The organism is Cupriavidus campinensis, assembly GCF_905397395.1.
GTDB classification, from domain to species: domain Bacteria; phylum Pseudomonadota; class Gammaproteobacteria; order Burkholderiales; family Burkholderiaceae; genus Cupriavidus; species Cupriavidus campinensis.
The window spans coordinates 109,467-134,257 of sequence record NZ_CAJPVH010000002.1; the positions used below are offsets into that span (position 1 = coordinate 109,467).

A 24,791-nucleotide genomic window follows, 5' to 3' on the forward strand; every position below is an offset into this window, starting at 1 on the left:
CGCTATAGTTCAGCACATGGGCAGCGCAACAAAGCCGAGAAGCGAACAGCGCGCTGACCAAGAAAACCTCAAACTTATTGAATATCTTTTTACCGGAGAAACCACCATGTCGAACGCCAACAACGCCAAGCTGCAAGTCCTGACGCCGCGCAACAGCCAGCTGATCATCATCGACCACCAGCCGCAGATGGCCTTCGGTGTGCAGTCGATGGACCGCCAGACCATGAAGAACAACGTGGTGGGCCTGGCCAAGGCGGCCAAGATCTTCGATGTGCCGACGACGATCACCACGGTGGAGTCCGACTCGTTCTCCGGTTACACCTACCCCGAAATCCTCGACGTGTTCCCGGGCCAGCAGACCCTGGAGCGCACTTCGATGAACTCCTGGGACGACCAGAAGGTGCGCGACGCACTGGCCGCCAACGGCCGCAAGAAGATCGTCGTGGCCGGCCTGTGGACCGAGGTCTGCAACACGACCTTCGCCCTGAGCGCGATGCTGGAAGGCGACTACGAGATCTACATGGTGGCGGATGCCTCGGGCGGCACGACCAAGGAAGCCCACGACTACGCCATGCAGCGCATGATCCAGGCCGGCGTGGTGCCGGTGACGTGGCAGCAGGTGCTGCTGGAATGGCAGCGCGACTGGAAGAACAAGGAAACGTACGACGCCGTGACCGGCCTGGCCAAGCAACACTCGGGCGCCTACGGCATGGGCATCGACTACGCCTACACCATGGTCCACAAGGCTGCCCAGCGCACCCAGACGCCGCACGCATCCATCGCCCCGGTGCACGCGCCGGTGATCGAGTAACCCGGCCCGGCACCGTTCACGACCCAATCCGTCCCGGTGATCATGCCGGGACGGATACACGCTTCTCAATCAATCCACGAAATCGGTGGCTTCTGACGAGCCCCTCCACGCATCGAGATCCATCGCGACGGCCTTGGCCTTGACGGCGGCAAGGTCGTTGGCGATCTTGCCGGCGAACAGATGCAGCGGTGGCGATTCGACACTGGCGGCCTGGATGATCAGCAGTGCCAGCTTGTCAGGGTCTCCGGCCTGGTGGCCGTGCAGCGTGCCGAGATGCAGGTCGAGCGACGCCTTGGCCTCCGCGTAATCATCGATCTGCCGTTTGGCCACCGCCAGCGCGCCGCTTGACAGAAAATCGGTGCGAACTGGGCCGGGATAGACCACCGTGGCGCGAATGCCGAGTTCGGCAACTTCCGCGGCCAGCGATTCGGTCAGACCCGCCAGCGCGAACTTGCTCGCGACGTAGCTGCCCCAGCCCGCATAGCCGCCCTGGTAACCGACGATCGACGCGATATTGATGATGTGCCCGCTGCGTTGGCCGCGAAGATGCGGCAGCGCATGGCGCAGGACGACCATCGGCGCAAAGAAGTTCACTTCGAAGTTCTGGCGCAGCTCGTCGTCGGACAATGCCTCGACGGTGCCTTGCTGTGCGTAGCCAGCGTTGTTTACAACCACGTCGATGGCGCCAAACGTCTGCACGGCTTTCTCGATGGCCCGCCGGACGCTTTGGTCATCGGTCAGGTCCACTTCCAGGGGAAGGAAACCGTCGGATGCCTGACCGAACACCTTGGTCAGCGATGCTGCGGTGCGCGAGGTTGCGGCCACACGGTGGCCTTGCTCAAGCAGATGCTTGGCGAGCTTCTGGCCCACGCCTTTCGAGGCGCCGGTGATGAACCAGGTACGGGTTGGTGTTTTCATGGTGAAGATTCTCGAGTTGTAGGTTGAAGTTGGACGGGCGACGTCTTCAGGGCAGCGCGACGCTCATGCCGCCGTCGGCCATCACGACGGCACCGACGATGAAGCTGGCCTTTTCCGATGCCAGGAATGCAATCACCTCGGCAATTTCCTTCGGCTGGGCTGCGCGGCGGATGGGCGCCTTCTTGCCGTGTTCGGCCAGGAACGCCTGACCGTCGGCATGGATGTGATTGGTGATGTTGGTGATGACGTCACCGGAGCCCACCGCATTGACGCGGATGCCGTGCTCGATGGCTTCGAGCGACAACGCGCGGGTCAACTGCGCCAGCGCGCCCTTCGAGGCCGCGTAGGCGGCGATGGTCGGGAATGCCTGATAGCACGCGTACGAACCCACATTGACGATGGCGCCGGACTTTGCCGGCACCATCGCGCGCATGGCTTCCCGCGAGAACAGGAACGCGCCCGTGGCGTTGACGGCCTGGATGCTGTTCCAGTCTTCGAGTGACATGTCGACGACGGGCTTGTTGATGATGATCGCGGCGTTGTTGACGAGAATGTCGAGCTTGCCGAACCGGTCGATCGCTGTCGCGACCGCTTGCACGGCGCTTTCCTCGCGTGCTACGTCGGCGACGAGGGGGACGATGCCGGGTCGGGCCAGTGCTTCGACATTGGCGCTGCGTCCAACGGCGATCACGTTTGCCCCCTGGGCATGCAGGAGTTCCGTCGTGGCCAGGCCGATGCCGCTGGCCGCGCCGGTAACGATGGCGACCTTGCCTGCGAAGGCGCCGGTTTCCGAATGGCGTGATGTCATGATGGTTTCCTTGGTCGGGTTGCGGGACAGGTGCCAGGCGTTCAGAACGGGCTGGCGGTGGGCCGTACGATGATCTCGCTGACGTCGACATCGGCCGGCTGCTCCACGGCGTAGGCGATGGCGCGGGCGATGGCATCGGGCGTGATGGCGATGCGGCGGAACGCCTGCATGGCCGAGCGCGCGGTGTCGTCGGAGATCGAGTCGGCCAGTTCGGACTCCACGACGCCCGGGCAGACCACCGTCACGCGGATCTTGTCCGTCTCCTGGCGCAGCCCGTCGGAAATGGCGCGCACGGCAAACTTGGTGGCGCAGTAGACGGCGGCGGTCGGCGACACGGACAGGCCGCCGATCGAGGAGATATTGATGATCTGGCCCTGGCCTTGCTGCTCCATCGTCGGCAGGACGGCAGCGATGCCGTGCAGTACGCCACGGATGTTCACGTCGATCATCCGGTTCCACTCGCTGACCTTCAGCGCGTTCAGCGGCGAAAGCGGCATCACGCCCGCATTGTTGATGAGCACGTCGATGCGACCGAAGGCGTCGAGCGCAAATCGAGCAAATGCCGCGACATCCTCCGCCGAGGTGACGTCGAGTTCACGATAGCGGACGATGCCGCCGGCCTCCTGCAGCGATGCCGTCAGCTCGACGAGCCTGTCGGTGCGGCGTGCGCCAATCACAAGGCGATGGCCCTGCGCGGCGAGCAAACGGGCGGTGCCCTCGCCAATGCCGCTGCTGGCGCCGGTGATCAGGATGACCTTCGATTGGGTGGAAGAGATTGCCATCTTGCTTACTCCTATTGTCGGTTCGGTTTTGGCGGCGCCTGTCCGCGTTTGTTACGGGGACGACGCCGTGCCGGTTGCGGCCTGCAATGAAGCGAAAGGGGTTCGTCGGCCGGTGAATGAATGGTAGGGAAGACGCGCCCGGAGGCGAATACACGGACCGATGCCGTTATTGCCTATTCCTATCGAGTCCCTATCGAGTCGGCTGGCGCGCGCGCCGGGGGGTGACTACAATGGCGTCTATTGCGACAACAGGAGAGCGCGGTGTCGAACGTCCGCAATCCCGCTTCCACCCGGATGGTCCGTCTGCTGGAGAGACTGGCGCCCAACGAGGGTTACACCCAGTCGGCGCTCGACAGCGTGCGGCTGATGCGTTCGGATCGTCCGCTCGGGCGCACGCCGGTGCTGTACGAGCCGAGCATCGTGATTGTTTGCCAGGGGCGCAAGCTCGGCTTCCTGGGCAATGAGGTCTATGTCTACGACGCGCAGCATTACCTCGTGCTGTCCGTCCCGCTGCCGTTCTCGACGGAAACCCAGGCCTCGCCGGAGGAACCCATGCTTGCGGTGTCCATCCGTCTGGACCTGATCGAACTGAGCGAGCTGATGACGCAGATCGGTGCCGCCGGGCATCATCCCGAAGCGCCGCCGACCGGCATCGTTTCCACACGGCTGGAGGGAGACCTTGCCGGCGCCACGATACGGCTGCTGGAAGCATTGACGGTGCCGCTCGATGCGCAGGTACTGGGGCCAGGTATCGTGCGAGAGATCTGCTATCGGGTGCTCACAGGCGAGCAGGGCGGGGCGATGCGTGCCGCGCTGGCGCATCACGGCCGGTTCGGGCGCGTGGCGCGGGCACTCAAGCGGATTCACACCGAATTTGCGACGCCGCTCAACGTCGCGCGTCTTGCCGAGGAAGCCGGCATGAGCGTGCCGGCGTTTCACGCCAACTTTCGCACCGTGACGCAGACATCGCCGATCCAGTACATCAAGTCGACCCGCCTGCATCAGGCGCGCCTGATGATGATCCGCGACGGCGTGACCGCGGCGGCGGCAGCGGGGCGCGTCGGCTACGAAAGCGCGTCCCAATTCAGCCGGGAGTTCAAGCGCCTGTTTGGCCGCACGCCGGTCGAGGAGGTGCGTGACATGCGCGAATCATTCACGCTCTCGCCGGCGGTCCGCTTCGGTACCTAGGCGCTCGCTAGGCGGTCACGTCCAGAACCACCTTCCCCCGCACGTGGCCGCCCATGCTCCTTGCCAGGGCACGGCTTGCCTCCTGGAGAGGAAAGACCGAATCGACATGGGTGCGCACCTCGCCGGAGGCATGGAGCGCGGCCAGCGCGGCAAGCATCGGGCCATCGGCACGGGTGACGAAATGCCTGCCGGTTACCTGTGCCGGGTTGCCGGCGCGCGCGGCATCCGGCTTGCTGACGGTGGAAACCAGCGTGCCGCCGCGCTTCAGCACCGACCACGACCTTGCCTGCGTTGTGCCGCCGACGAGGTCGAGCACCAGATCGACCTGGGAGACTTGCTCCGCAAAATCCTGTGCGCGGTAGTCGATGAACGCTGCCGCACCGAGGCTTTGCAGGTACTCGCGATTGCCAGCCGAAGCGGTGCCGATGACATGCGCGCCGGCCAGTTTCGCCAGTTGCACTGCCGCGCTCCCCACGCCGCCCGCCGCGGCATGGATCAGGACCGTTTGACCGGCCTGCAACGCACCGTGTTCGTGCAGCGCCTGCCAGGCCGTCAGCGTCGCAGCGGGCATCGCGGCCGCCTCGGCGAAGCTCAGCCGCGCCGGCTTGCGCGCCAGCCGGCTGGCATCCACCACAATCCGGGAGGCATAGGCGCCGACGATGCCGATGAATCCCATGACCTCATCCCCCGGTGCCAGCGTGGTGACGTGGCGCCCGACTGCGACGACGGTGCCGGCGGCATCCACGCCGGGCGTGAAAGGCAAGGGCAGCGGGATGAACGCCTTCATGGCGCCACTGACGATTTTCCAGTCGATCGGATTCACGCCGGCAGCGGCAACATCGATCAGGACTTCGTTATCGCCGGGAACGGGATCGTCCAGTTCGGCCAGGGCCATGGCGTCCGGGCTGGCATAGGCGGCAACTTGTATGGCTTTCATCAGATGCTCCTCGAAGGGACGCCCACGATCGGGGCGTCAAGGGCCAACGCGGCCTGTACCGGATCGAAATACTCCCGCAAATGGGCGATCCGTCCGTCGCGCGCGGTCAGGAATACGACGTACTCTTGCCGGTAGGTCCGCCCGGTTGCGGAGATCAGCCCTTCGGCCCGCACCCGGGCGATGGCATGCTGGGGGTCGTCGGTGGCGGTGACCACCGTATCGAAGAAGCGGAAATCCTTGACCGCGCCCACGAACCAGCCCACATGCCGCAGCACGGACTCGCGGCCGTCAAGTTGCAGCGGATGGCCAAGGCTCGGTGCATAGGGCAGATCCCACACGATGTCGTCGGCAATCAATCCCTGCCATTGCTGCGGGTCGTCAACCAGCCACTGGAGGTGTTGCTGCAAAAGCGCTGTTGCGATGGTCATGATGCGTTTCCCCTTGTTGGTGCCGGATATTAGGCAATGACCCGCTCGGCCAGCGCGCGACGGTTGTCCAGGCTGAAGGCGCCAGCGCCGAAGGCGACCACCTGCAGCAGGCCCCCGGCCATGGCCAGGTTCTTCAGGAAATGGAACATCTGGTTCTGGTCTGCCAGCGCGTGGTGGAAGATCAGCGCGGTCACCACGGCGTAGGCCGCCAGCAGCAGGGCGACCAGGCGCGTCTTGTAGCCGAGCACCAGCAGCGCGGCGCCTGCCAGTTCCAGTACCAATGCGCCGATCAGGCCGAGCGCCGGTGCCGGGAGGCCCAGCGAGCCGATATAGGCCATCGTCGCCCCGGGGGCCATCAGCTTGCCGAAGCCGCTGATGAGGAAGATGGCAGCGATGAGAGTGCGGCCAATGGCCGGGACGGCCGAGCGGGCATTGAGGAGGTCGAGGTTGGCGTTCAGGTTCGAGTTCATGTTGTTCATCCTTTTCAGAGAGTGGATGTCCGAAGATTAGAGACTTGACACCTATCCAGGAAGCCTATATTTCTAGATGAAATCCATCTATATGGTAGATACATGCTCGACGCCGTCTCGTTGGACCAGCTCCGCACGTTTATCGCCGCCGCTGACGAAGGAAGCTTTTCCGCTGCGGGCCGCAAACTCAGGCGCGCGCAGTCGGTCGTCAGCCATACGCTGGCCAATCTGGAAGGGCAGATTGGCGTCCAGCTCTTCGATCGCAGCGGCCGCTACCCCCGGCTGACCGAGGAAGGGACTGCGCTGCTGGCGCAGGCTCGCCAGGTGGTGAGCGGCATGGACGGATTCAAATCGAAAGCGCGCGCGATTGCCGATGGACTGGAGCCCGAGTTGTCGGTCGTCGTGGACGTCATGTATCCCATGGCGTCGTTGACCGATGCCGTCGGCGCATTCCGGCAGGCATTTCCCCACACACCGCTGCGGCTCTACGTCGAGGCCCTTGGCGCCGTCATGCAGCCTGTACTGGGACAGGCGTGCCGGCTTGGTATCAGCGGCTCCATGCCGGCGGTTCCGGAGTTGTTGGAGGCGGAGAAGCTGTTGGACGTACCCATGGTCACGGTTGCTGCCCCGTCACACCCATTGGCGTCCTGCAAGGGACTCATCCGGCCGCGCGATTTGAAGGACCAAGTGCAGTTGGTACTTACCGATCGCACCACGCTGACCGAAGGCACGACGTTCGGCGTCTTCTCGCCGCAAATCTGGCGGCTTGCCGATCTGGGCGCCAAGCATGCGTTCTTGCGCGCCGGGTTCGGCTGGGGCCATATGCCGATGGCCATGGTTCAGGCTGACCTGGATGCCGGCACCCTCGTGAGGTTGCGCATCGAGGCCTTCCAACCCCGTACCCCGCCGATTGCCATGTTCGCGGTGTACCGGAAAGACACGCCGCCAGGCCCGGCAGGTCGATGGTTTCTCAAACGCCTGAAGGGCGCACGGGACGCTTGACCGTCCGGATGCGGGCGTAGAATGCACCGCCAGCCGCCGCTGGCACGGCACCAGTGACACGCTCCTCGAACAAGACCAAAAGGACAAGATGAGAAACGCCTTCGCCCCCTGCCTGACCCTCTGCGCGGCTGCTATTGGCATATCCGGCCTATCCAGCCTATTCAGCCCCGTGGCACACGCGGCAACCCTGGCACCCGAAGCCGCCCAGCAGCAGGCGCAAGCGAGCTACCGCGAGTATCTGGATCTGCTCAGCATCCCCAATGATTCGGTGGCGCCCGAAGATATCCGGCGCAATGTGGCCTGGCTCGAGCAGGCATTCCGCAAGCGTGGATTCACGACCCAGCCGCTGGACAACGACGGCAAGCCGATGTTGTTCGCCGAGTATCCGGGCAAGCAGGCGTCGCGCAAGACCGTCCTGTTCTATATGCACCTGGATGGCCAGCCGGTCATCCCCTCCCAATGGGCGCAGAAGAGTCCGTGGACGCCTGTGCTGAAGAAGAAGGGCGCCAAGGGCGATTGGGAGGAGATCGACATGGCCAACCTGTTCTCGGGGGCGGTGGACCCGGAGTGGCGGGTCTTCGGTCGTTCCTCGTCGGACGACAAGGGGCCGATCATGATGCTGCTGGCGGCCATCGATGCGATGAAGGCGGCAGGCACCCAACCCGCGGTCAATATCAAGGTGATCCTGGACAGCGAGGAGGAGAAGGGCTCGCCCTCCATCGGCAAGGTGATGCAGGCCCATCGCGACCTGCTGGCCTGCGACGGCATGATCATCCACGACGGCCCCATGCATGCCACCAATCGCCCCACACTTATCTTCGGCAACCGCGGCGCGGCGAAGGCAAAGATCACCGTGTTCGGCCCGAAGGCGCCGTTGCACAGCGGCCACTACGGCAACTACGTGCCGAACCCGGCGCTCCGGCTCGCGAGCCTGCTAGGCTCGATGAAGGACGATAGCGGTCGCGTCACCATTCCGGGCTACTACGCCAAGGTTCGTCTCGGCGATGCCGAGCGCAGGATCATGGCCGCCGTGCCTGACGACGAGAAAGCGCTGAAGGCCCGGATTGGCATCGCGCAAGCGGAGAAAGTCGGCGCCAATTATCAGGAGGCGCTGCAATATCCGTCGCTGAATGTGCGTGGCATGGCCGCCGCCGCAGTCGGTGACAAGGTCGCCAATATCGTTCCGGACAAGGCCGAGGCCGAACTCGATCTGCGCACCACGCCGGACTCCGATGCCGCGTACCTCGGCAAGCTGATCGAGCAGTACATCGCCAAGCAGGGCTACCACCTTGTGAAAGGCACGCCGACCGACGAGGAACGCGCGCGCTACGACAAGCTGGCAAGCTTCTCCTACCAGAGCGAAGGGGCGAATGCAGCGGGTTCGCCGATGGACTCCCCGGTCGCGAAATGGGCGTACCAGGGCGTCACCGGCACCTTTGGCACGAGCCCGGAGCCCGTCCGTATCCGCATGATGGGCGGCACCGTGCCGACGGCGGAAATCGTGGATGTACTGAACGTGCCGTTCGTGATCATCCCGCTCGTCAATGCCGACAACAACCAGCATGCCGCGAACGAGAACCTTCGGCTTGGAAACTATGTCAATGGCGTGCGCACGCTGTACGGGCTGATGACTGCGCCGTTCTGAGTATCAGGCTTTCGCTACGGGGGGCTAGCGATAGTCCCCCAGCACCGTCGCGCGCGTAAATTCCTCGATATTGTCCAGCAGCGCATCGAGCGCTTCGCCGGCGCCATCGACATCGCCGCGCGCAATCGCCGAGGCCACCGTGGCGTGCAGCTTCGACATCGTTGGCAGGTCCGCCGCCTCCTTGTAGTGGAGATACCAGAAGCGGCGCGACAGCCCGTGCATCAGCCGCATCGACCCCTCGGCAAACTCGTTGCGGGCGGCAACCAGACACAGTTCATTGAATTCCCGGTCCGCGCGCACGAAGGCCACGTCGTCGCCACTGCGCGATGACTGCTCGAATTCCTTCGCCAGGCGCTTGAAGTGATCGCGCTGCTCCGCCGTGGCGCGGCGTGCGGCGCAGCGGCAGATCAGTCGCTCCACCTCGCGGCGGGTCTCCAGCAGGCGAAGCTGCTTGGCTACGTCGATCGGCGCGATCAGCAGGCCGCGCTGCGGCAGCACCATGATCAGATGCTCGCGCGCCAGCCGCTGGATCGCCTCCCGGATTGGCGTACGGCCGATTCCCGTCATTTCGCTGAGCTGCAATTCCGACACGGAACTACCCGGCGCCAGCTTCAACGTCACGATGGCTTCTTCTACCTGCTCGTATGCCAGGTCGGTCAGCTTGCCGCGCTGGCCTGGAGCCTCTTCAGGCTCTTGTACTGGCGCAGAACGGGCGCGCGTGGCGGGTTTTGAGGTCATGGGCCGGGATCTGGGTGCACGGAAAACCCATTGTATATGAGCCGTACGCAACTCCTGTACAGGCTGGATTTCGCCCTTGCTTCCCGTCGGATTTCTGCTACTATCCTTCTAATATATTAGATGTGTACCGGAGGAGACGTGACGGACGACGATGTCATAGCCGTGGGGGGCGGGCCAATCACCGTGGTGGCCGTCCATGGCATCCAGGGCACACGGGGTGCCTGGCTGCCGCTGGCACGGCAGTTGGCCGACCGATGCACCTTCATCCTGCCAAATCTGCCCGGGCGTGGCCTCGCGAAGGCGCCCGCCAGTGAGGACGACTGCACGCTGGATGCCTACGCACGTGAGCTGGGCCGGACGATTACCCGGCATGTCGATGGGCCGTTCGTGCTGGCCGGGTGGAGCATGGGGGTATCCGTGGCGTTGGCCTATCTGTCACAGGTCCGCACGACGGCCGCGTGGCCGCTCCCCGCCGAGTTGCTGCTGGTCTCGGGCACGCCGTACCTCGACGCGGTGGCCTGGTTCCCGCCGTCGTCACCCGATGCGCTGCTGGAAGCGATCGCGACACGCGAACAACGGCTCGGGCTGCGTGAGGCCGCCGACCATCGCACCGTGGCGTGGACCTGGAACGCGATCCGGCGGACGGACCAACGCGGCGAGCTGGCCCATATCACGACTCCGGCACGGGTCATCCACGGCAGCGAGGATGCCGACTGCCCGCTGACGCACGGCGCGATGCTGGCCGATGGGGTTCCGCGCGCCGAATTCCACGTCCTGCAGGGCGCCGGCCACAGCGTGCTGACCGAGCGGACCGAGGACATCGCCGTGTATCTGCGCAAGCATTGGCCAGCGCCAGCCGCAGCGCACGGCACCAGAACATACCCACGGGAGACAGCATGAGAATGGAGGACCTGATCTATTTCTGCGCGCCGGCGCGCCTGATCATGGGCGCAGGCACCCGCGCGCAGCTGCCTGCGCTGCTGCAGCGGCTGGGCTATCGTCACGGCCTGCTGGTCACGGATACGTTCTTCACCTCCGCCACGCCATGGGTCGATGAACTCGTCGCTGCCGCACGCGCACACGGCGTGGCACTGATGGTCTATGACGGCGGCATGCCGGATCCCACGACCACGCTCTGCGACACCGCCACGGCAGCCATCCGGGCGCAGTGCAACGGCGAGCCGCTCGATCACGTCATCGCCCTCGGCGGCGGCAGCAATATCGATCTGGCCAAGGCCCTTTGCCTGAGCCTGCCGGGCGGCAAGCCGGTGCGGGAGTTCATCGGCATGATCGACAGCGCCACGCCCATTCTGCCGATGATTGCGCTGCCCACTACCGCAGGCACGGGCTCCGAGGCCACGCCCGGGGCGATCCTGGTCGATCCGGAGAGCGCCACCAAGGTGGCCGTCATGGACAACCGCCTGCGGCCCGCCGTGGCATTGATCGACCCCGAGTTCACCTACACCTGCCCGCCACGGGTGACGGCCGACGCGGGCATCGATGCGCTGACCCACGCCATCGAGTCATACCTGACGCTAGACGCCGCCCGTTTCGACCGGGGCGGGGACCCTGACCCCGGTTATAGCGGCCGCAATGCCCTGACCATGCTGTTCGCGCATGAATCGATCCGGCTGTGCAGCCAGTATCTGTTGCGCAGCTACCAACGCGGCGAGGACACCGAAGCGCGCATCGGCATGAGCCATGCAAGCCTCTATGCCGCGCTGTCGTATGGCAGCGCCGGACTGAACGCGGTGCATGGCATCGCCTATGCCGTGGCGGGGCTGACGCATCGCTCGCACGGCACGACCAATGCGGTGACGCTGCCTTACGTACTCGATGCCCTGCGCGATGTGCGTGCCGGCGAGATGCTTGCCGTGGCCCGGCTGTTCGGGATCGAGGACCCCGATCCCCATGTGGCCGTGGCGCGCCTGCCCGTCCTGGTGCGCGATCTGGTCCGTGACCTGGGCATTCCCACCACACTGCAGCAGTGCGGCATCGCGCAAGATGACCTGGAGACGCTGGTGAAGGATGCCCTTGGTGTGACGCGCCTCGCCAAGGCGTTTCCCGTGCCGGACGTACCGGTGCGCTATGCCGCCATCGTCCGGCATGCCTGGCACGGCGATCTCTCCGCCGAAGCCCCGTCCATGGCGCCGCGCCGCGCCGCGTAGCACCGCATTTCCGCTGCACCAAACGATGCCGCTTCGCACGGCATGCCGTAAACCATAACTTGAACATCAGCGATGTCCAACTAATATATTACGAAAGCGCGCCGCCAGAGAGCGCGACTCACCTACACAGGAGACAACCATGGATATGTCAGCAGGCGCCCTCAGGCTGGAGGCCGGCGTAGCGGCGCGGCTGGAACGATTGCCGATGACGGGCTACCAGCGCTCGTTGTTCGGCATCATCGCCACCGCGTGGTTTTTTGATTCGATGGACCTCGGCCTCATGACGTTCGTGCTCGGTTCGATCAAGGCCGAGTTCGGCCTGACCGCCGCGCAGGCCGGCATGCTCGCCAGCTCGAGCTTCCTGGGCATGTTCCTGGGCGCCGCCATCGCCGGGCTGCTGGCAGATCGCTTCGGCCGCAAGCCCGTGTTCCAGGTCAGCATGATCTTCTGGGGCGTGGGCAGCCTGATGTGCGGGCTGGCGGACAACGTCACGACGCTGATGATCTATCGCGTGCTGCTTGGCTTCGGCATGGGGATGGAGTTTCCGATCGGTCTGTCGATGGTGTCCGAGATCGTGCCGGCCAAGAGCCGCGGCAAGTACGTGGCCATCCTGGAAGGGTTCTGGCCGATCGGCTTCATCGCCGCCGGCGCGCTGACGTATTTCCTGCTGCCGATGATCGGCTGGCGCGGCATCTTCATCGCACTGGCCGTGCCAGCCGTATTTGTGTTCGTGGTGCGCCGGATGGTGCCCGAATCCCCGCGCTGGCTCGAGGATGTGGGACGCAGGCGCGAAGCCGACGCCGTGATGGCTGGCATAGAGCAGCGTGTGGAACGCGCCTGGGGCCGCGCCTTGCCCCCGGTCGCCACGACCTACGGGAGTGCGCAGCCGGCCAGCCGGAAGGCGCGCTTCATGGAACTCTGGTCTGGCCCCTATGCGCGCCGCACGATCATGCTCTGGTCGGTCTGGTTCTTCGCGCTGCTCGGCTATTACGGCCTGACCACCTGGCTCGGGGCGCTGCTCCAGCAGGCCGGCTATGCGGTGACCAAGTCCGTGCTCTACACGGTCTACATCTCGCTGGCGGGCATTCCCGGGTTCATGTTCTCGGCATGGCTGCTCGAGAAATGGGGCCGCAAGCCAACCTGCGCGCTGATGCTGCTCGGTAGCGCCGTCGCCGCGTATGCGTACGGCCAGGCGGCGGTGCACAAGGTGCCGGTGGAGCAGTTGATCGCCGCCGGGCTGTGCATGCAGTTCTTCCTGTTCGGCATGTGGTCGGTGCTCTACGCCTACACCCCGGAACTCTATCCCACGCGCTCTCGCGCCACCGGCTCCGGCTTTGCCTCGTCGATCGGCCGCATCGGTTCGCTGGCGGGCCCCTATCTGGTTGGCGTGCTGCTGCCGGTGACCGGGCAGGGCGGAGTGTTCACGCTGGGGGCGATGTCCTTCGCCGTGGCAGCCGCGATGGTGCTGATGCTGGGCGTGGAAACACGCGGCAGGGCGCTGGAGGAAGTCTCCCAATAACGATTCGCCGCGCGGCCAGCGTGCCGCGCCTGACAGGGCCCCTGTGCGACAGGGGCATTTTTTGGATCCTCGCACTTTTATATTCAACTAATATGTTAGTGCGACGGACTTTGCCGGAGATGCAATCATGATGACTGAACGCCAACGCCAGTTCAGGGAGCAATACAAGGCCGATATCAGCCCGCTTTATAACGGGCTGCTGCACATCACCGTGATCTACGGCGTGGGCATCGCCGCGCTGTACTGGGCGATCCAGCGCCTGCACAACGTCACGTGGGAATGGGCCCTGATACTGCCGGTGTTCCTGGCCGGCAACTTCGTCGAATGGTTCATGCACCGCTACATCATGCACCGCCGGATCGACGTGTTCGCGCTGCGCGCCATCTATGAGCGCCATACGCGCCAGCATCACCAGTATTTCACCGACCAGGAACCCACTATCGACACCACGCGCGAATTCCGCATCGTGTTCTTCCCGTGGCGCGTGCTGGCGACGCTGGGTGTGGGCGGCGGCGGGCTGGGCTATGTGGCGTCCCTGATCTTCAACGCCAACGCCGGCTACTTCGTGTTCATCACGATGGTGGCGCAGTACCTGGTCTACGAGACCTTCCATTACTGCTGCCACGTGCACGACAACTGGTTCGTGCGCAACATGCCGTTCGTCAACACCATCCGGCGCCATCACACCGCCCATCACAACATGGGCATCATGATGAAGTACAACATGAACCTGACGTTCCCGATCGCGGACTACATCATGGGCACCTCGGACCTGCGCCGCGGCCTGATCGGGCACCTGTTCAACGGCTACAGCGAAGCGTACGTCAAGGAAGAACTGAAGCCGGTGATCCAGAAGTTCCGCACCGACCATTCGCGGGTGACGCTCGACGGCCCGCTGCTGGACGACGAGGAGCGTCGCGCGATGGCTGCGTGACGCGATGATGGTGCGATTGGAGCCGGTGGCCCGCGCCTGGTAATCAGCGCAATACGCGATAGGTCGACTGTACCAGGCCGGACGGGAAGTACCGGCTTGATTCGAGCGCCAGACTCACGTCGTGCGGCAGGGCGCCGAACAGCGGTCTGCCGGCCCCGATCAGCACCGGCACCGTGGTGACCACCATGTCAGCGATCAATCCGTCACGCAGAAACGACTGGACCACCTGGCCGCCATCGACATATACGCGGCGCGCGCCTTCGCTCGCAAGTTGCGCCATCACGTCCGTGGGCGTGCAATCCGAGAAGCGCACCTTCCCCTGCAACGCTTCTGGCACCGGCGTGCCGGCCAACTGGCGGGATAGCACCAGCACCGGCCTGTCGTAAGCCCATTCCCCCATGCCGAGAACCTTTTCATAGGTGCCGCGGCCCATCACGATCGCGTCCTTGTCGGCGATGAAGCCATGGTAGCCATGGTCTTCGGCGGGGTCGTCCCGTTCCAGAAGCCAACCGATATCGCCATCGGGCCGGGCGATGAAGCCATCAAGGCTGGTGGCAATAAATACGTGTCCTGTCGTCATCAATCTCTCAACTGTCTTATCAAGTATCGATGCGCCGGAAACCTGTCCGCATCTCGACCACCCGCTGAAACACTTGGATCGTCACCTCTAATACGTTTTTTACCCTGCTAGCAACGGGGGATTTGAAGGCGTCGCACCTTCACGACAGCGCGTTATCAGTAGCGCTTACATAACTTTTAAGCCGTGATTTAAGATTGCCCCGCATCACTTTGTGTCAATAACAATACATTAGAACGGGGCAGTTCAATGATGACCCATTTTTGTCGTGGAATCCGGCAGGGCGGCGTGCGCGTGCCGCAAGCGTCCTCTATCACTCTGGCTGTCGCGCTGCTGTTTCCGATGGCTGCGTCGGCCGGCGAATATTTTGCTTCCAGTCTCGCCGAGCTGCAGTCGGCCATTGCGGCCGCCAATGCGGACGGCGATGCCACTGCCACCATTCGCCTGAGCGCTGACGTGACAATGCCAGGGGGCGCCTGGTCAATCGGCACGCCTACCAAGCCTATCACCCTCGATACCAATGGTTTTGTGCTGACGAAGACCGGCGCGCTGGGGAACTATGCGACATCCGCGGCGGGACCGCTGACGTTGAACGGCACCTATACGGTTGCCCCGGACACGGCGGGCGGCACGGCCATGCTGATCAGCGGCGGCGGCCAGGCCATCGTCAATGGCACCGTGACCGGCGGCAACACGACGGTGGCGGGCAGCGAGAGCGGGGCAGCCATCTCGGTACTGCCCAACGCATCCGTCGTCAACAACGGTTCGGTCAAGGGCGGCAGCGGAACGAACTCGGCCAACGGTACGGCAGGCGTATCGCTCTCGACCAATGCCAGATTGGTCAACGCGGCCACTGGCACCATCACAGGGGGCGATGCCTCGGGTGGCCTGGCCGGCACCGCCGTGAACCTCACTGCGACCGTCACGGGCGGCGTGGTCAACGCGGGCATTATTCGCGGGGGCGCCGACCTGAGTGGTGGCGGGGCCGGTGGCGTCGGCATACGCGTGGCGGCGGGTACGCCTACCGTCACTAACACGGGGCTGATCGAAGCCGGTGCGGGCGCGGCGGCTATCGTCGTCAATAGCACCACCGGAACGCTGACGGTCGTCAACGCGGGCACCATCCGCGCCGGTACCGGTTACGCGAATGCCATTGAATATGCCTCGGGCGGCACGGGCCGGGCTGTGCTCGAACTGCAGGCCGGCTCCAACATCGTCGGCAACGTCGTTGCGAACGCCACGGTGGCCAATGACACCTTCCGCCTCGGCGGCACTACTGACAGCGTGTTCGATGTCTCGACCATTGGCGACACCGCGCAGTACCGTTACTTCGACAACTTCACGAAGACCGGCACCAGCACCTGGGCGCTGACGGGCACCGGCACAGTCACCGCGCCGTGGACCGTGGACCAGGGGACGCTGCAGATCGGCAATGGCGGCACCAGCGGCAGCCTGGCCGGCAATGTCGTGGTCAACAGCGGCGCCACGCTGGCGTTCAATCGCTCGGATAGCTATACGTACGGCGGCATCGTCTCGGGCGCCGGCGGGGTGGCGCAGAACGGCACCGGCACCACGGTGCTGACCGGCGCAAACACCTATACGGGCGCCACCGCCATCAACCTCGGCACGCTGGCCATCGATGGCTCGATCACAAGCCCGGTGACGGTAGCCACGGCCGGTACGCTGTCGGGCACCGGCACGATCTTCGGCAATGTCACGAACAGCGGCACGGTGACCCCCGGTGGCACGGGCGTGCTGACCATCGCCGGCAACTACCTCGGCAACGACGGCACCGTGCGCGTGAACACCGTGTTCGGCGGCGATGCTTCGGCCACCGGGCGCCTTGTGGTGACCGGCGATACCTCGGGCACTAGCCAGATCCGGGCGGTAAACGTCGGTGGAGCCGGCGCCGCCACGGTCGACGGGATCAAGATCATCGACGTGCAGGGCGCATCGAATGCCACCTTCACGCTGGCCGGCGACTACACGTTCCAGGGCCAGCAGGCCGTGGTGGCCGGCCCGTACGCGTACCGGCTCTACAAGAACGGCGTGTCCACGCCGACCGATGGCGACTGGTACCTGCGTTCCACGCTGGCCGAAACGCCTGCCGGCAGCACCTCGGCCACGGCTGCCACGCCGCTGCTGGCACCGACCGTACCGCTGTACGAGGCCTATTCCAGCGTGCTGCAGCGCTTCAACGAGCTGGGCACGCTCCAGCAGCGCGTTGGCAATCGCTCATGGTCCCCCAACGCCGCCGTGCAGGCCGAGCAGGATGCGGGCAAGCCGATCATCGGCCGTGGGGCGTGGGCGCGCGTGGAAGGCTCGAACACCCATATCGATCCGTCCACCAGCACCACCAGCGCCAGCTACAACGTGCGCATGTGGAAGTTCGAGGGCGGCGTGGATGCACCGGTCGTCGAGAATCAGGCCGGCACGCTGGTGGTGGGCCCGACCTTCCACTACGGCATTGCCAATTCCAACGTCTCGTCGATGTTCGGCAACGGCGCGATCGATGCCACCGGCTACGGCTTTGGCGGCACGGCAACGTGGTATGGCAATAATGGATCGTATGTCGATGCCCGCGCGACCGTGACCTGGTACGACACCGATATCCGCTCGTCGACGCTGTCGACCAAGCTGGCCAACGGCAACCGCGGCAGCGGCGTGGCCACCAGCGTGGAAGCCGGCCACCAGCTCGCGCTGGGCGGCAACTGGTCGATCACGCCGCAGGCCCAGCTTGCGTGGTCGCAGGTTCGCTTCGATGCGTTCACGGACCAGTACGGGACCAATGTGTCACGTGACAACGGCAACAGCCTGGTTTCGCGCCTGGGCGTATCGCTGGATCACGAGACCAAGTGGACGGCCGGCAACGGCAAGACCCGCCGCTCGCACGTGTACGGTATCACCAACCTGTACTACGACTTCCTGCACGGCACGTCGGCGCGTGTGTCGGATATCAGCTTGATCAGCAAGGAGCAGGCGCTGTGGGCCGGGCTTGGCGTGGGTGCCTCGCTGAACTGGGATGATGATCGCTACAGCGTCTATGGCGAACTGCTGGCGCGCACCAGCTTGCAGGACTTTGGCGACAGCAATGCGATTGGCGCCAAGCTTGGCGTCCGCTACCGCTGGTAAGGCGGCATCGCTGAGCCGGAGCTGTCCCGCGCCCCAGTGGCGCGGGACAGCGAATCATCGTTGTGTTCCCTGCCTGCTCAGTGCGAGATCATCCAGGGCCTGCCGCTGGTGCTCCGGGCTACGTCGGGCCGTCCCGCAAGCTTCGGCTTTGCGCAGCACCCGCAGCCGGGGCCATGTCTCGATGATTCCTTCGGCGCAGCCGCGCTGCGTTCGTTGACCGCATGCGCGGCTCGCGCCGACGCCGCCATGCTGGCGAGCGCGGGCGCGGCCACGAGTGCCCGTTCCGCGCCCATGCCGCAGCCGGGGCACATGGCAGGCGCATCGCGCCGCGCCATTGGCCGGATCAATGCAAACTCGCCGCAGTCCTTGCACCGGTAGTCATAGGTAGGCATCGCCGCTCCGCTGGGTGGATTGCAACATGGTGCCGGCCTAGATCACGTCCGGCGACAGCGGCAGGTCCACGTCGCCCGTGATCATCCGCGTTGGCCCGCTGGCGCTGGGACGGATGTCGAAGTCGAAGATCTGGGTGGGCAACCACAGCGTGGCGCAGGCATTGGGAATGTCCACCACGCCGCTGATATGCCCCTGCACCGGGGCGGTTCCCAGGATGGAATACGCCTGCGCCCGCGAGTAGCCGAACTTGGTCATGTATTCGATCGCGTTCAGGCACGCCTGCCGGTAGGCAACCTGCACGTCCAGGTAGTGCTGCTTGCCCGCTTCGTCGACGGAAATCCCTTCGAAGATCAGGTAGTCGTTGTAGTTCGGCGTGATGGGGCTCGGCTTGAAGATCGGATTGCGGATGCCGTACTTGGCCATGCCGCCCTTGATCAGCGACACGCGCATATGTACCCAGCCCGCCATCTCGATCGCGCCGCAGAACGTGATTTCGCCATCGCCCTGCGAGAAATGCAAGTCGCCCACGGAAAGTCCGGCGCCATCCACATACACCGGGAAATAAACCTTGGCGCCGCGTGACAGGTCCTTGATGTCGCAGTTGCCGCCATGCTCGCGCGGCGGCACCGTGCGGGCGCCCGTGGCGGCGGCCTGGTCGCGCGCATCGCCCTGCAGCTTGCCCATGTGCGCCGTGGCGGCGAAGGGGGGATTCGCCAGCGGAGGCACGCGGTCCGGTTGGGTGGCGATGAAGTCCATCTCCCGCTTGTTCCACGTCTCGAGCATGGCCTGGTCCGGCAGGCAGCCTATCAGCCCGGGATGGATCAGTCCGGCGAAGTTCACGCCGGGAATATGCCGCGACGAGGTGTACAGGCCGTGGAAATCCCAGATCGACTTCTGCGCCTGCGGAAAATGATCGGTCAGGAAGCCGCCGCCGTTCTGCTTCGAGAAGAAGCCGTTGAAGCCCCACTGGCTGTCAGGCTTCGCGCCAATGTCGAGCAGATCCACCACGAGGAGGTCGCCCGGCTCTGCGCCTTCCACGCCCACCGGGCCGGTCAGGAAGTGGACGATGGAGAGGTCGATGTCACGCACATCGTCGGCCGAGTCGTTGTTCTTGATGAAACCGCCGGTCCAGTCGTAGGTCTCCAGGATGAAGTCCTCGCCGGGCTTGACCCAGCAGGCCATCGGGATATCCGGATGCCAGCGGTTGTGGACGTTGGGGTTCTCGTACGGCGATTCGGCCAGATCGACCTTGATCAGGGTATCCGTCATGACGTTTGCCTCCTGGTGGCGGTGAAGATGTGGTGAAGATGTGGGGTTGCGTTTAAACCGACAGCAGTTGCCGGATGTGCGCCACATCGGTGCTGTGGCGCTGGGTCTCGTGCACGAAGCGGCCGCCTTCGATGACAAGCAGCCGGTCGGCCACGTCCATGGCGAAGCTCAGCACCTGTTCGGAGAACACGATGGTGATGTCGCGCGTGCGCCGGATCTCGTTCAGCGCGCGCGCAATGTCCTTGATGATCGATGGCTGAATGCCCTCGGTGGGCTCATCCAGCAGCAGCACCTTCGGGTTGCTGACCAGCGCGCGGGCGATGGCCAGTTGCTGTTGCTGGCCGCCGGAGAGGTTGCCGCCCTTGCGGCGCCGCATGTCGAACAGCACCGGGAACATCGCGAAGATCTCGTCTGGAATGCGCCGCATGCGGCTTTGCTCCATGCCGGTGAGGATGTTCTCCTCCACCGTCAGGTGCGAGAAGATCATGCGGCCCTGCGGCACATAGCCCAGGCCGGCGCGCACGCGGCGATAGCTCTCGTCGTGCGCCACGTCGCGCCCATCCACGGTAACCTGGCCCGAGCGCACCGGCAGCATGCCGATCATCGCCTTGAACAGCGTGGTCTTGCCCATGCCGTTGCGGCCCATGATCGCCACGGTCTCGCCTTGCGCTGCGGAGAAAGAGACGCCGTGCAGCGCCTCGCTCTGGCCATAGTTCACCACCACGTTGTCCACGGAAAGCATGCGGGATTCTCCTTTGGCGAGTTGGCCGTGTTAGTGGCCGCGTTAGTGGCCGAGGTAGACGTCGATCACGCGCGGGTCGTTCTGCACCTGGGCCATCGAGCCTTCGGCCAGGATGCGGCCCTGGTGCATCACGGTGACCTTGTCGGCAATGCGCTGCACGAAGTCCATGTCGTGCTCGATCACGATCACCGCGCGGCCCTTGCTGATGCGCTTGAGCAGCTCGGCGGTCAGTTCGCGTTCGCGCACGCTCATGCCGGCGATCGGTTCGTCCAGCATCAGCAGTTTCGGGTCCTGCATCAGCAACATGCCAATCTCCAGCCATTGCTTCTGGCCGTGCGAGAGCTGCGCCGCCTCGCGCTCCAGGACCTCGTCGAGCGCGATCTCCGCAGCCACCTCGGCTACGCGCTGGCGCTCCGCCTCGGTGGTGCGAAACGTCAGCGCGCCCAACACGCTGCGGCCCCGGGGGAACGAGACGGCCAGGTTCTGAAACACCGTGAGGTTCTCGTAGATCGAGGGCGTCTGGAACTTGCGCCCCACCCCGGCGCGCACGATCTGGTATTCGGGCAGGCCAGTCATCTCGCGGTTGCGAAACTTGATGCTGCCGCCGCTGGCGCGCGTCTTGCCGCAGATCAGGTCGAGCAGCGTGGTCTTGCCGGCACCGTTCGGGCCGATGATGACGCGGAGCTCGTCGCGGTCTACGTATAGCGTGAGGTTGTCGATGGCCTTGAAGCCGTCGAACGATACGGTCAAATCCTCTACCGCCAGCATGAAGTCGGTATTGCTCATGGTGTCTCCCGGTCAGGCCGTCTTGGCGGGCAGGGCTTCCGGCTTGGGCGGCGTGGGCGGCTCGGCGGCGCGGCGGCGACGGCTGACGTATTTGGTGTAGAGCCCTGCCAGCCCGTCGGGGAATGCCACCACCACGCCGATGAACAGCGCCGCCATCAGGAACAGCCACAGATCCGGAAAGCTCTCCGAAAAGTAGGTCTTGCCGGCGTTCACCAGCAGCGTGCCCCACACCGCGCCCACCAGGCTCATGCGCCCGCCCACCGCAGCGAAGATCACCATCTCGATGGACGGCACGATGCCGACGAACGACGGCGACATGAACCCGACCTGCAGCGTGAACATGGCCCCGCCGATGGCCGCCAGCGCGGCCGCCAGGCAAAACACGAACACCTTGAACATCGACACGTCGTAGCCCGAGAACCGCACACGGTCTTCCTTGTCGCGCATCGCCAGCAGCAGCACGCCGAGCTTGCTCTTCTGGATCCAGCGGCACAGCGCGATGGCCCCGAACAACAGCGCCACGGTTACGAAGTAAAGAATCAGCCGCGCACTGTCCGTGCGGATATCCCAGCCGAGCAGGGTCTTGAGGTCGGTGATGCCGTTCACACCGCCGGTATAGCCCTGTTGCCCGATGATCAGCACCGACAGGATGAGCGCCACCGCCTGCGTGATGATGGCGAAGTAGACGCCGCCCACGCGGCGCCGGAACATCGCCACGCTGATGACGAATGCCAGCAGGGCCGGCACCACCACCACCCCGATCAGTGCGACCGGCAGATGGCGGAACGGCTCCCACCACCATGGCAGCGCCGTAAGCTGGTTCCAGTCCATGAAGTCCGGAATGCCAGGCGTGGACTGGATGGCGGTACTTTTGACATCCGATGCCTCCAGCTTGAGGAACATCGCCATGACGTAGCCGCCGAGGCCGAAGAACACGCCCTGGCCCAGGCTCAGGACGCCGCCGTAGCCCCACAGCATCACCAGCCCCACGGCCACGAAGGCGTAGCTCAGGTATTTGCCGATCAGGTTCAGACGGAACACGTCGAGTGCAAGCGGCATGATTACCACCAGCACGAGCGCCAGCAGCGCGTAGCCGGCCCATGCGCCGCCTATGCCGCGCAGCCGTTGCAGTCGGGAAGAATTGGACATGGTCTTTGCTCCTGGCATGGCGGTCAGCGCCGTACCGCCGGGGCGAACAGGCCCTGCGGACGAATCATCAGGATGGTCACGATCAGCAGCAGCGTCAGCACCCGCGCCATGGAACCGGTCATGAAGAACTCGGTGATGGACTGCATCTGCGCGATGCCGAAGGCTGACGCCACGGTGCCGGCGAGGCTCGCTGCCCCGCCGAAGGTGACCACGAGGAAAGAGTCGACGATGTACAGCGCGCCGCTGGTGGGGCCGGTGGAGCCGATCGTCGTGAATGCCGCACCCGCCACGCCCGCGATGCCACAGCCGATGGCGAAGGTCAGGCGGTCGGTGTGGCGGGTATTGATGCCGGCCGCGTTGGCCATCGGCCGGTTCAGCGTCGTGGCGCGTACACGCAGCCCCCAGCGCGACCGGTACAGCGCGAGCCAGACGAGGCCCGCTACACAAAGCGTGAGCGCCATCACGAACAGGCCGTTGATGGGGATGTCGAGCCCGGGCGCGGGTGACCAGGAACCCATCAGCCAGTCGGGCAGGGTGGGGCTGACTTCCTTGGGGCCGAAGATGGAGCGGAAAGCCTGCTGCATGCCGAGCGACAGCCCCCAGGTGGCGAGCAGGGTATCGAGGGGCCGCTTGTAGAGATGCCGGATCAGCGCCCACTCGGCCAGCCATCCCGCGCCGAACGCGATGGCGAACGCGGCGCAGATGGCGATGGGGAAGTAGTAGGGCATCCACGCCGGCGCCAGGCGCTCCACCATGGTGGAGGCCAGGAAGATGACATAGGCGCCGATAGTCATGAACTCGCCGTGCGCCATGTTGATGACGCCCATCTGGCCGAAGATGATGGCCAGCCCGAGCGCCATCAGGAGCAGCACCGAGAACAGGCTCAGCCCTGCAAAGCCCTGCATCAGGCCGATATTCAGCATGTCCGACACGTTCATGACTCTGACTCCGTGGATCGATGGGACGGCGGCGGGCTTACTGATAGCCCTTCGGGAACGGATTGGGCGGAATCAGCTGCGGCGATTCGGCCACCACCTTGAACTGGCCATCGAGCTGCGCCAGCCCGACGCGCGTCTTGCTCCACAGGTGATGGTTCGTATCCACCTTGACATAGCCCTCCGGGGCCGACTTCAACTCGATGCCCGGCGATGCCGCGACGACCTTGTCGATATCGAAGCTGCCGGCCTTCTCCACCGCGGCCTTCCACAGCCAGGGGCCCAGGTAGGCGGCCTGTGTGACATCGCCAATCACGGCCTTGCTGCCGAACTTGCTCTTGAAGGCATCGACGAACTGCTTGTTGTTGGGGTTGTCCAGGGACTGGAAGTACTTCATGGCCGCGTAGAAGCCGGCGATGTTCTCGCCGCCGATGCCGAGCACTTCGTCCTCGGTGACCGAGATGGTCAGCAGGAACTGCTTGTCTGCGGTAATCCCGGCCGCCTTGAGCTGCTTGTAGAAGGCAACGTTCGAGCCGCCCACCACGATCGCGTAGATGCAGTCGGGCTTGGCCACCTTGATCTTGTTGATCAGCGAGTTGAAATTGGTGTGGCCCAGCGGGTAGTACTCCTCGCCCACGACCTTGAGCTTGAGGAAGTTTTCAATGTGCTTGCGCGCGATCTTGTTGGAAGTCCGCGGCCAGATGTAGTCGGACCCAATCAGGAAGAAGCTCTTGGCATTCTTCTGCTTGGCGGCCCAGTCCAGGCCCCAGATGATCTGCTGGGTCGCCTCCTGTCCGGTATAGATCACGTTCTTGGACTGCTCGAGGCCCTCGTAGAACGTCGGGTAGTAGAGCAGGCCATTCTCCTTCTCGAAGACGGGCAGCACCGCCTTGCGCGAGGCGGAAGTCCAGCAGCCGAACACCGCTGCCACACGGTCGTTGACCAGCAGCTTGCGGGACTTTTCGGCGAAGGTGGGCCAGTCCGAGGCGCCGTCTTCCTTGATCACCTTGATCTTGCGGCCAAGGATGCCGCCGGCGGCGTTGATCTGGTCGATGGCGAGCTGTTCGGCCTGGATCGACCCGGTTTCCGAGATCGCCATGGTGCCGGTGGCGGAATGCAGCTGGCCGACGGTGACCTCGGTATCGGTGACGGCGAGCCGGGTGGTGTTCACCGTGCCGGTGGGCAGATTGGCGCCGCGCGCCTGCGTGGCCATGCCGGCAAGTGGCAGCGCGGGCAGGGCGGCAAGGCCCTGCATGAGCCGGCGGCGGGGCAGGGACGGCGGGGACCCGTTTTGTTCGTTATCGCTATCGTTGTCACGCATGATCGACGCTCCGTTGGGGAAGAGGAATGTTGCGGAGCGATCATGCTGTGGGCGTGGGGTGCCCGGCCATACGTCATTCAACGTAGTCGGGCAGTACGCGGCGCACGGCACATCTCTTGCATCGGCAGCGCACGACCCT

24 protein-coding genes are annotated in these 24,791 nt (G+C 64.7%); 9 read left to right on the forward strand and 15 right to left on the reverse strand.

Annotated elements, in window-relative coordinates; genetic code table 11:
- The first annotated feature begins 106 nt into the window (after nucleotides 1-106).
- Entirely contained in the window at nucleotides 107-811 is a 705-nt protein-coding gene (locus KHO18_RS02035) for a hydrolase (protein ID WP_144203691.1), read from the forward strand.
- A 69-nt stretch (nucleotides 812-880) separates the two neighbouring features.
- Here the strand turns inward: KHO18_RS02035 and KHO18_RS02040 are convergent, their stop codons facing one another.
- Genes KHO18_RS02040 through KHO18_RS02050 form a run of 3 tightly spaced genes read right to left on the reverse strand, consistent with a single transcriptional unit; the run spans nucleotide 881 to nucleotide 3,319 of the window.
- On the reverse strand, nucleotides 881-1,729 hold the full coding sequence (locus KHO18_RS02040; protein WP_211942705.1) for an SDR family oxidoreductase: 849 nt from the start codon (nucleotides 1,727-1,729) through the stop codon (nucleotides 881-883).
- Between the two features lie 46 nt (nucleotides 1,730-1,775).
- Nucleotides 1,776-2,537, reverse strand: a complete 762-nt coding sequence (locus tag KHO18_RS02045; protein WP_144197534.1) for an SDR family NAD(P)-dependent oxidoreductase — start codon at nucleotides 2,535-2,537, stop codon at nucleotides 1,776-1,778.
- Nucleotides 2,538-2,578: 41 nt separating this feature from the next.
- A complete protein-coding gene (locus KHO18_RS02050) occupies nucleotides 2,579-3,319 on the reverse strand; it encodes an SDR family oxidoreductase (protein WP_144197535.1) in 741 nt (246 codons plus the stop codon).
- Between the two features lie 294 nt (nucleotides 3,320-3,613).
- Between KHO18_RS02050 and KHO18_RS02055 the strand changes: the two genes are divergently transcribed.
- The gene (locus KHO18_RS02055; RefSeq protein WP_144197807.1) at nucleotides 3,614-4,507 is read left to right on the forward strand and encodes an AraC family transcriptional regulator; all 894 of its coding nucleotides are present in this window, start codon (nucleotides 3,614-3,616) and stop codon (nucleotides 4,505-4,507) included.
- Between the two features lie 7 nt (nucleotides 4,508-4,514).
- Here the strand turns inward: KHO18_RS02055 and KHO18_RS02060 are convergent, their stop codons facing one another.
- Genes KHO18_RS02060 through KHO18_RS02070 form a run of 3 tightly spaced genes read right to left on the reverse strand, consistent with a single transcriptional unit; the run spans nucleotide 4,515 to nucleotide 6,351 of the window.
- The gene (locus KHO18_RS02060) at nucleotides 4,515-5,444 is read right to left on the reverse strand and encodes an NADP-dependent oxidoreductase (RefSeq protein ID WP_211942707.1); all 930 of its coding nucleotides are present in this window, start codon (nucleotides 5,442-5,444) and stop codon (nucleotides 4,515-4,517) included.
- Nucleotides 5,444-5,872, reverse strand: coding sequence for a nuclear transport factor 2 family protein (locus KHO18_RS02065; RefSeq protein ID WP_144197537.1), 429 nt, complete (start codon nucleotides 5,870-5,872; stop codon nucleotides 5,444-5,446). Before KHO18_RS02065 ends, KHO18_RS02060 begins: the two co-directional genes overlap by 1 nt.
- Before the next feature lie 29 nt (nucleotides 5,873-5,901).
- The gene (locus KHO18_RS02070; protein WP_144197538.1) at nucleotides 5,902-6,351 is read right to left on the reverse strand and encodes a DoxX family protein; all 450 of its coding nucleotides are present in this window, start codon (nucleotides 6,349-6,351) and stop codon (nucleotides 5,902-5,904) included.
- Between the two features lie 93 nt (nucleotides 6,352-6,444).
- Between KHO18_RS02070 and KHO18_RS02075 the strand changes: the two genes are divergently transcribed.
- Both KHO18_RS02075 and KHO18_RS02080 read left to right on the forward strand, forming a co-directional pair.
- Nucleotides 6,445-7,344 (forward strand): LysR family transcriptional regulator, encoded by a 900-nt coding sequence (locus tag KHO18_RS02075; RefSeq protein ID WP_144197539.1) that lies wholly within the window; start codon nucleotides 6,445-6,447, stop codon nucleotides 7,342-7,344.
- 88 nt (nucleotides 7,345-7,432) lie between these two features.
- Nucleotides 7,433-8,989, forward strand: coding sequence for a M20/M25/M40 family metallo-hydrolase (locus KHO18_RS02080; protein WP_144197540.1), 1,557 nt, complete (start codon nucleotides 7,433-7,435; stop codon nucleotides 8,987-8,989).
- Between the two features lie 24 nt (nucleotides 8,990-9,013).
- Here KHO18_RS02080 and KHO18_RS02085 read toward each other — a convergent pair whose 3' ends face one another.
- Nucleotides 9,014-9,727 (reverse strand): GntR family transcriptional regulator, encoded by a 714-nt coding sequence (locus KHO18_RS02085; RefSeq protein WP_144197541.1) that lies wholly within the window; start codon nucleotides 9,725-9,727, stop codon nucleotides 9,014-9,016.
- A gap of 138 nt (nucleotides 9,728-9,865) precedes the next feature.
- Here KHO18_RS02085 and KHO18_RS02090 point away from each other — a divergent pair, with 138 nt between their 5' ends.
- The 4 genes from KHO18_RS02090 to KHO18_RS02105 all read left to right on the forward strand — a co-directional run bounded on the left by KHO18_RS02090 (nucleotide 9,866) and on the right by KHO18_RS02105 (nucleotide 14,348).
- On the forward strand, nucleotides 9,866-10,627 hold the full coding sequence (locus KHO18_RS02090) for an alpha/beta fold hydrolase (RefSeq protein WP_244844472.1): 762 nt from the start codon (nucleotides 9,866-9,868) through the stop codon (nucleotides 10,625-10,627).
- Nucleotides 10,624-11,895 (forward strand): iron-containing alcohol dehydrogenase, encoded by a 1,272-nt coding sequence (locus KHO18_RS02095; RefSeq protein WP_144197543.1) that lies wholly within the window; start codon nucleotides 10,624-10,626, stop codon nucleotides 11,893-11,895. Before KHO18_RS02090 ends, KHO18_RS02095 begins: the two co-directional genes overlap by 4 nt.
- Nucleotides 11,896-12,034: 139 nt before the next feature.
- Nucleotides 12,035-13,414, forward strand: coding sequence for an MFS transporter (locus tag KHO18_RS02100; protein ID WP_144197544.1), 1,380 nt, complete (start codon nucleotides 12,035-12,037; stop codon nucleotides 13,412-13,414).
- Between the two features lie 127 nt (nucleotides 13,415-13,541).
- Nucleotides 13,542-14,348, forward strand: a complete 807-nt coding sequence (locus KHO18_RS02105; protein ID WP_144197545.1) for a sterol desaturase family protein — start codon at nucleotides 13,542-13,544, stop codon at nucleotides 14,346-14,348.
- Between the two features lie 43 nt (nucleotides 14,349-14,391).
- Here the strand turns inward: KHO18_RS02105 and KHO18_RS02110 are convergent, their stop codons facing one another.
- Nucleotides 14,392-14,928, reverse strand: coding sequence for a dihydrofolate reductase family protein (locus tag KHO18_RS02110; RefSeq protein WP_144197546.1), 537 nt, complete (start codon nucleotides 14,926-14,928; stop codon nucleotides 14,392-14,394).
- Between the two features lie 339 nt (nucleotides 14,929-15,267).
- Between KHO18_RS02110 and KHO18_RS02115 the strand changes: the two genes are divergently transcribed.
- Complete coding sequence (locus KHO18_RS02115) at nucleotides 15,268-18,057, forward strand: autotransporter family protein (RefSeq protein ID WP_186296820.1); 2,790 nt, start codon at nucleotides 15,268-15,270, stop codon at nucleotides 18,055-18,057.
- Nucleotides 18,058-18,134: 77 nt separating this feature from the next.
- Here KHO18_RS02115 and KHO18_RS02120 read toward each other — a convergent pair whose 3' ends face one another.
- Genes KHO18_RS02120 through urtA form a run of 7 tightly spaced genes read right to left on the reverse strand, consistent with a single transcriptional unit; the run spans nucleotide 18,135 to nucleotide 24,652 of the window.
- Nucleotides 18,135-18,449 (reverse strand): zinc ribbon domain-containing protein, encoded by a 315-nt coding sequence (locus tag KHO18_RS02120; protein WP_144197548.1) that lies wholly within the window; start codon nucleotides 18,447-18,449, stop codon nucleotides 18,135-18,137.
- 37 nt (nucleotides 18,450-18,486) lie between these two features.
- A complete protein-coding gene (gene fmdA, locus KHO18_RS02125) occupies nucleotides 18,487-19,719 on the reverse strand; it encodes a formamidase (protein ID WP_144197549.1) in 1,233 nt (410 codons plus the stop codon).
- A 52-nt stretch (nucleotides 19,720-19,771) separates the two neighbouring features.
- Nucleotides 19,772-20,461 carry an urea ABC transporter ATP-binding subunit UrtE gene (gene urtE, locus KHO18_RS02130; RefSeq protein ID WP_144197550.1) on the reverse strand — a complete coding sequence of 230 codons (690 nt, stop codon included), beginning with the start codon at nucleotides 20,459-20,461 and terminating at the stop codon, nucleotides 19,772-19,774.
- A 42-nt stretch (nucleotides 20,462-20,503) separates the two neighbouring features.
- Complete coding sequence (gene urtD, locus KHO18_RS02135) at nucleotides 20,504-21,247, reverse strand: urea ABC transporter ATP-binding protein UrtD (RefSeq protein WP_144197551.1); 744 nt, start codon at nucleotides 21,245-21,247, stop codon at nucleotides 20,504-20,506.
- A 12-nt stretch (nucleotides 21,248-21,259) separates the two neighbouring features.
- Entirely contained in the window at nucleotides 21,260-22,396 is a 1,137-nt protein-coding gene (gene urtC, locus KHO18_RS02140; protein WP_211942709.1) for an urea ABC transporter permease subunit UrtC, read from the reverse strand.
- A 23-nt stretch (nucleotides 22,397-22,419) separates the two neighbouring features.
- Entirely contained in the window at nucleotides 22,420-23,334 is a 915-nt protein-coding gene (urtB, locus tag KHO18_RS02145; RefSeq protein ID WP_211942710.1) for an urea ABC transporter permease subunit UrtB, read from the reverse strand.
- Nucleotides 23,335-23,371: 37 nt separating this feature from the next.
- Nucleotides 23,372-24,652 carry an urea ABC transporter substrate-binding protein gene (urtA, locus tag KHO18_RS02150; RefSeq protein ID WP_144197553.1) on the reverse strand — a complete coding sequence of 427 codons (1,281 nt, stop codon included), beginning with the start codon at nucleotides 24,650-24,652 and terminating at the stop codon, nucleotides 23,372-23,374.
- Between the last annotated feature and the right edge of the window lie 139 nt (nucleotides 24,653-24,791).